Source organism: Modestobacter sp. DSM 44400 (assembly GCF_900107175.1).
Classification (GTDB): Bacteria; Actinomycetota; Actinomycetes; order Mycobacteriales; family Geodermatophilaceae; genus Modestobacter.
The window spans coordinates 1-6,605 of the sequence record NZ_FNOZ01000094.1 but is presented as its reverse complement, the minus strand read 5'-3'; the positions used below and the strand labels follow the sequence as shown (position 1 = coordinate 6,605).

At 73.6% G+C, this 6,605-nt stretch carries 8 protein-coding genes; 6 read left to right on the top strand and 2 right to left on the bottom strand.

The window, feature by feature from the left end; genetic code table 11:
- From BLW04_RS29910 to BLW04_RS24215, 5 genes are all read left to right on the top strand, one after another.
- Positions 1–257 (top strand): transposase (locus BLW04_RS29910; protein ID WP_139307017.1); only part of this gene is annotated, 257 nt, incomplete at its 5' end.
- Positions 258–454: 197 nt separating this feature from the next.
- Positions 455–643, top strand: a complete 189-nt coding sequence (locus tag BLW04_RS27845) for an L-dopachrome tautomerase-related protein (RefSeq protein WP_217631251.1) — start codon at positions 455–457, stop codon at positions 641–643.
- Between the two features lie 49 nt (positions 644–692).
- The gene (locus BLW04_RS24225; protein ID WP_371327823.1) at positions 693–1,601 is read left to right on the top strand and encodes an AAA family ATPase; all 909 of its coding nucleotides are present in this window, start codon (positions 693–695) and stop codon (positions 1,599–1,601) included.
- A gap of 94 nt (positions 1,602–1,695) precedes the next feature.
- Positions 1,696–2,859 (top strand): vWA domain-containing protein, encoded by a 1,164-nt coding sequence (locus BLW04_RS24220; RefSeq protein WP_254781956.1) that lies wholly within the window; start codon positions 1,696–1,698, stop codon positions 2,857–2,859.
- Positions 2,852–3,973: an XdhC family protein gene (locus tag BLW04_RS24215; protein WP_091548078.1), complete on the top strand. Its 1,122-nt coding sequence runs from the start codon at positions 2,852–2,854 to the stop codon at positions 3,971–3,973. The genes BLW04_RS24220 and BLW04_RS24215 overlap by 8 nt, the downstream gene beginning before the upstream one ends.
- Before the next feature lie 33 nt (positions 3,974–4,006).
- On the opposite strand, the gene BLW04_RS24210 is transcribed toward BLW04_RS24215, so the two are convergent.
- Positions 4,007–5,410: a M20 family metallopeptidase gene (locus BLW04_RS24210; RefSeq protein WP_091548076.1), complete on the bottom strand. Its 1,404-nt coding sequence runs from the start codon at positions 5,408–5,410 to the stop codon at positions 4,007–4,009.
- Between the two features lie 64 nt (positions 5,411–5,474).
- Between BLW04_RS24210 and BLW04_RS24205 the strand changes: the two genes are divergently transcribed.
- Entirely contained in the window at positions 5,475–6,056 is a 582-nt protein-coding gene (locus tag BLW04_RS24205; RefSeq protein WP_091548073.1) for an MOSC domain-containing protein, read from the top strand.
- Between the two features lie 231 nt (positions 6,057–6,287).
- Here the strand turns inward: BLW04_RS24205 and BLW04_RS24195 are convergent.
- A partial coding sequence (locus tag BLW04_RS24195) for a transposase (protein ID WP_139307016.1) occupies positions 6,288–6,605 on the bottom strand: 318 nt, incomplete at its 5' end.

The following is a 6,605-nucleotide window of genomic DNA, read 5'->3' as shown; positions in this document are numbered from 1 at the left end:
GCTACGCCGGACGGCTGGTGACCTGGGCGAAGACCGTGCTGTCGATGACCGTGCAGGTCGTCAAGCGGACCGATGACCTCACCGGCTTCCACGTGTTACCGCGCCGCTGGGTCGTCGAACGCACCTTCGCCTGGATCAGCAAGCACCGCCGCTGCGTCCGGGACTACGAGACGCTCCCAGCCCACCACGAAGCCATGATCCACATCCCGATGATCATGACGATGTCCCGTCGCCTCGCTCGGACGGGCGACTGGTGAACTCAGTTTGAAGACGCTCTCTGAGGCCATGCCGACCGGGGTTTCGGTGTCGCACACCGGCCGGGTCTTCGTCTGTTACCCCGAGTGGGGCGACGAGGTCGGTTTCACCGTCGGTGAGGTCCGGGACGGCGACGTGGTCGCCTTTCCCAGCAAGGAGCTCAAACGACAACCGTTCGGACGCCGACCCGGAGCGGCTGGTGTCGGTGCAGAGCATCGTCGTCGACCCGGCCGACCGGCTGTGGCTGCTGGACACCGGGAGCCCGATGTTCGCACCCACCGAGCACGGCGGCCCCAAGCTGGTCTGCGTCGACCTGACCACCGACGAGGTGGGGCAGACGATCCTCTTCCGGACGCCGATCGACGCCGGACCCGTGCGACTGCGCTGACCAGCGGCTCCGCCGACGCCCGGCCCGGGCGGGTGGGATGCTGCAGGATGTGAGCGAGCCCACCCCGCCGTCCCGGCCGGTCCTGCCCGGCGACCCCGACGCGCTCGCCGCCGCCCTGGCGGCCACCGGCTACCTGCCCGACGAGGGCCTGACGACGGCGGCCTACCTGGCGCTGGTCATGCACCGCCCCCTGTTCCTGGAGGGCGAGGCGGGCGTGGGCAAGACCGCGCTGGCCCGCGCGCTGGCCGAGGTCACCGGACGGCCGCTGTACCGGCTGCAGTGCTACGAGGGCCTGGAGGCCAGCCAGGCGCTGTACGACTGGGACTTCGGCCGCCAGCTGCTGCACCTGCGCGCCGCGGAGGCCGCCCACGACGGACACGCCACCGAGGAGCTCGAGGCGTCCCTCTACGACCGTCGATTCCTGCTGGCCCGCCCGCTGCTGCAGGCCCTGGAGGACTCCCCGTCGGTGCTGCTGGTCGACGAGGTCGACCGGGCCGACGACGAGTTCGAGGCGTTCCTGCTGGAGGTGCTCAGCGACTTCACCATCTCCATCCCCGAGCTGGGCACGGTGCGCGCGGAGACCCCGCCGCTGGTCGTGCTCACCTCCAACCGCACTCGCGAGGTGCACGACGCGCTCAAGCGCCGCTGCCTCTACCACTGGCTCGAGCACCCCGACTTCGAGCGCGAGGTCGCCATCCTGCGCAGCCGGCTGCCCCAGGTGACCGAGGAGCTGGCCCGCCAGGTCGCCCGGGCGACCGCGAAGCTGCGCACGCTGGACCTGCTCAAGCCCCCTGGCGTGGCCGAGGCGATGGACTGGGCCACCGCACTGCACGCCCTCGGCGCCCGCGAGCTCGATCCGGACACCGCCGCCCGCACGCTGGGTGCGGTGCTCAAGTACCGGGAGGACACCGACCGGGTGCAGGCACTCGCCCGGGGGGCGCTGTTCGGTGGCGGCTGACCAGCTGGTCGACGAGGCAAAGGAAGCTCTACACCCACTTTTGGCGCCGAATGTGGGTGGAAAGGATCCTTTGCCGGCGGTCGTCCGGGACGTCGTGGACACTGTGCTCGGTTTTGCCCGGACGCTGCGGCACGCCGGCGTGGCAGCCTCCCCCGACCGGGTCGAGGCCATGCTGTCCGCGATCGGGCACCTCGACGTCCTCGACCCGACCGCCGTCTACTGGGCCGGCCGGCTGACCCTGTGCGCCAGTCCCGACGACCTGGACCGCTACGACGCCGCCTTCGCCGCCTTCTTCGGCGGCGAGGCGCCGCACGCCCGCAGGTCGACCGGCCCGGAGCAGCAGCGGGTCGTGCAGAGCGCGCCGATCGAGAGCAGCGCGGCCGGTGAGGACGGCGGGGAGCCCGCCGACCTGGCCACCCGGGCCAGCGGCGACGAGGTGCTGCGGCACCGGGACGTCGGGGAGCTGACCATCGCCGAGCGTGACCAGCTCCGCCGGCTGTTCACCCTGCTGGTCCCGGCAGCGCCGATGCGGCCCTCCCGCCGTCGCCGGCCCGCAGCCCACGGTTCGGTCCACGCCGCCCGCACGGTGCGCCGCGCGCTCCGCGACGGCGGCGAGGTCAGCCGGCTGATGTATCACCGGGCCCAGCCCCGCCCACGCCGCGTGGTGCTGTTGGTCGACGTGTCCGGGTCGATGAGCCCCTACGCCGACGCGCTGCTGAGGTTCGCGCACGCCGCCGTCCGGGCCCGGCCGGCCAGCACCGAGGTGTTCACCATCGGCACCCGGCTGACCCGGGTCACCCGGGAGCTGCGGCTGCGCGACCCGGACAAGGCGCTGGCCGCCAGTGGTGGCGCGATCCCCGACTGGTCCGGCGGTACGCGGCTCGGTGAGGTGCTCAAGGCCTTCCTGGACCGCTGGGGGCAGCGCGGCACCGCGCGCGGCGCCGTCGTCGTGGTCTGCAGCGACGGCTGGGAACGGGGGGGCATCGAACTGCTGGGCGAGCAGATGGCCCGGCTGCACCGGCTGGCGCACGCGGTGGTGTGGGTCAACCCGCACAAGGGCCGGGCCGGCTACGAGCCGCTGACCGGGGGCATGCAGGCCGCGCTGCCCTCGATCGACCACTTCGTCGCCGGGCACAGCCTGGCGGCGTTTGAACGGCTGGTCGGGGTGATCGAAAGGACCCCGGCCTCCTCACCACTCGCACGCTCGCGGCGAGCCTCTGGCCGGGGCCGTTCACTACAGGAGGACTCGGATGCGTGACGTGCTGGACGACCTGATCGGCTGGTGGCAGGCGGGGGAGACCGTCGGCGTCGGGACGGTGGTGGGCACCTGGCGGTCCGCGCCGCGCCCGCCGGGCGCCTCGATGCTGGTCGGTCCGGACGGGACGGCGGTGGGCAGCGTCTCCGGCGGCTGCGTCGAGGGTGCGGTCTACGAGGAGGCCCAGGACGTCGTCACGACCGGGACGCCGACGCTGCAGCGCTACGGCGTCAGCGACGACGACGCCTTCGCCGTGGGGCTGACCTGCGGCGGGATCATGGACGTCTACGTCGAGTCGGTGTCCCGCGAGTCGTTCCCCGAGCTGGGCGAGATCGCCGAGTCGGTGGCCGCGCACGAGCCGGTCGCCGTCGTCACCTGCGTGAAGGGCCCCGACGACCGACTGGGCCAGCGGCTGGTGCTCTGGCCGGACCGGATGTCGGGCACGCTGGGCGCACAACGGATCGACGATGCCGTCGCCGCCGACGCGCGCGGCATGCTGGCCGCCGGCCGGACGGCGACGCTCACCTACGGCCACGACGGCGAGCGGCGCGGCGACGACCTGACGCTGTTCGTCTCCTCCTTCGCCCCGCCGGCCAGGATGGTGGTGTTCGGCGCCATCGACTTCGCCGCCGCGGTCGCCCGGGTCGGGGCGTTCCTCGGCTACCGGGTGACCGTCTGCGACGCCCGTCCGGTGTTCGCCACCGCCCGTCGGTTCCCCGACGCGCACGAGGTGATCGTGGAGTGGCCGCACCGGTACCTGCAGGCCGAGGCCGACGCGGGGCGGATCGACGAGCGCACCGTGCTGTGCGTGCTCACCCACGACCCGAAGTTCGACGTTCCGCTGCTGGAGGTCGCGCTGCGGCTACCGGTGGCCTATGTCGGGGCGATGGGCTCCCGACGCACCCATGACGAGCGGCTGGACCGGCTGCGCGAGGCCGGGTTCAAGCCCGACGAGCTGGACCGGCTGTCCTCCCCGATCGGCCTGGACCTGGGCGCCCGTACCCCGGAGGAGACCGCCGTGTCGATCGCCGCGGAGATCATCGCCGGGCGCTGGGGTGGCAGCGGCGAGCGGCTGACCGGCGCGGACGGGCCGATCCACCGCACCGCCGACCGCTGACGCCCCTGAGGGCAGAAATGGCCATTTCTGCCCTCAGGGGCGTCGGGCCGACGGCCAGGGGGCGCCCGGCTCGCCGAGGTCCCACCACAAGCCGGCCATCACCTGCAGTGACTCGCGGATGAGGCCGGTCGGCAGGTGCTCGTCCGGGGCGTGCTGGGCGCAGCCGGGGTAGGAGTGTGGCACCCACAGGGTCGGCAGCCCGAGCACGTGCGCGAACGGCTCATTGGGCAGCGAGCCGCCCAGGTTGGGCAGCAGCGCGGGGGCCGTGCCGGTGCTGCGCTCCAGAGAGGCGAGCGCCCAGGGCACCCAGGGGTCGTCGGGGTCCAGCCGGGTCGCGGCCATCGTGTGCTCGACTCCGACCTGCACCTGGCGGAAGCCCGCCCGGTCCAGGTGGTCGCGCAGCAGCTCGCGAACGTGCGGATGGTCGGTGCCCACCACGAAGCGGAGCTGGCAGTGTGCCCGGGCCGACGGCGGGATCGCGTTGACCGGTGCATCGGGGTCCCCCGCGGTCATCGCCAGCACCTCGAGGGTGTTCCAGGCGTAGAGCCGCTCGCTCGGGGTGAGCCCCGGCTCGCCCCACTCCGGGTCGATGCGTGGGCTGGCCGGGCCCTGGTCGACCTCGATCCGGCGCAGCGCGGCCCGCACCGGCTCGGGCACCGGCGGCGGCCGGAGTCCGTCGACCAGCAGCCGTCCCCGCCCGTCGACCAGCGACGCCAGCGCGTTGGCCAGGACCGTCGCCGGGTTGCTCAGCACGCCACCCCAGTTGCCCGAATGGTGGGCGCGGTCCCGGGCGGTGACTGAGAGGGTGAGGTTCATCGAACCGCGGGAGCCGAGGAAGACCGTCGGCCGGTCGGCGGCGACCCGGGGGCCGTCGGAGCCGATCAGCAGGTCGGCGGCGAGCTCGTCGTACAGCTGCCCGCACAGCTCGGTCAGCCCCGGTGAGCCGGACTCCTCGCCCATGTCCAGCAGCAGGGTGACGTCGTAGCCCAGCCGCCCGCCGCGGGCGGCGAGCACCTGCTCCAGCGCCACCAGGTTCACCGTGTGCTGGCCCTTGTTGTCGGCCACTCCGCGGCCGTACCAGCGGTCGCCCTCGACGACGACCCGCCACGGGTCCAGCCCGTCGCGCCACTGCTCGGGGTGCGCCGGCTGCACGTCGCCGTGACCGTAGGTGAGCACCCGGGGCCGGCCCTGGCCCTCCGAGCGGGAGGCGACGAGGAACGGGTGGCCGGGGGAGACCGGGTTCTCCACCACCCGGGCGGTGAAGCCCAGCCGCTCGACCGCGGGGATCATCTCGGCGGTCAGGTACGCCCGCAGGTCGCCGGCCCGCCGGGGGTCGGCGCTCTCGGTGCGGTAGCCCACCCGGCGCTCGAGGACGTCGAGGAAGGCGCCGGAGTCGAACGGCTCGGTCGCGCGGGCGATAGCGGTCTGGCGGTCCACGGCCCCACGCTGGCAGTGACCGCCCCGTACCGCGACCCCGGGGCCCAGCCGCGATGATCGAGCCGTGACCGACGACGAGCTGCCGTACCGGTACGACGTCGAGGTCGTCGGGCTGCTGGCGTCTCCGGAGCACCGCTACGACGGACGGCCCGACCCCGCCGCCCGTGCCCGACCGGTGGAGTCCGTGACCCGCATCGAGGTGCGGGCCGGGCTGGGCGTGGTGGGGGACCGGTACTTCGGCCGGCCCGCACACCGAGACGCCGCGGTCACCGTGCTCGCCGCCGAGGTGCTCGACGCGCTGGCCAGCGAGCTGGGCAGCGGGCCACTGGACCCGCTCGCCGCCCGGCGCAACGTCGTCCTGCGCGGCGCGGAAGTCGAGGCGCTCCGCGGCCAGGTGTTCAGCCTGGACTCCGGGCAGGGCGAGGTGGTGCTGGCCGGCGGGCGGCCGGCGAACCCGTGCGCCTGGATGGACGTCGTCCTTGCGCCGGGAGTGCACCGGGGGATGCGCGGCCGCGGGGGCGTGCGCTGCGCTCCACGGACGGACGGCGTGCTGACCCTCGGCCCGGCAGTGCTGCGGTCCGCCGTCCCGCTGGACGCCGCGCGGGCCGGGGACGCGGTGCGACCGGCCCGCCGGGCCACCATCTAAGGTCCCGCCGCGCTCGCCAACGGAGGCGGCCGGACGGGAGGGGGAGCCGTGTCCGCCCCGCTGGGAAGGGCACCGCGGTCGACGCCCGCGTGGTCCGCAGGGCGACAGTCCGGCTGGTCCCGTTGCTGGTCCTGCTGTACCTGGTCAACTACCTGGACCGGGTCGACGTCGGCTTCGCGGCCCTGACGATGAACGCCGACCTGGGTCTGAGAGAGCGTCTTCAAACTGAGTTCACCAGTCGCCCGTCCGAGCGAGGCGACGGGACATCGTCATGATCATCGGGATGTGGATCATGGCTTCGTGGTGGGCTGGGAGCGTCTCGTAGTCCCGGACGCAGCGGCGGTGCTTGCTGATCCAGGCGAAGGTGCGTTCGACGACCCAGCGGCGCGGTACCACGTGGAAGCCGGTGAGGTCATCGGTCCGCTGGACGACCTGCACGGTCATCGACAGCACGGTCTTCGCCCAGGTCACCAGCCGTCCGGCGTAGCCGCCATCGGCCCACACCAGGCTGATCGTGTGAAATCGGGCGCGTAGATCGGCCAGCAAGCG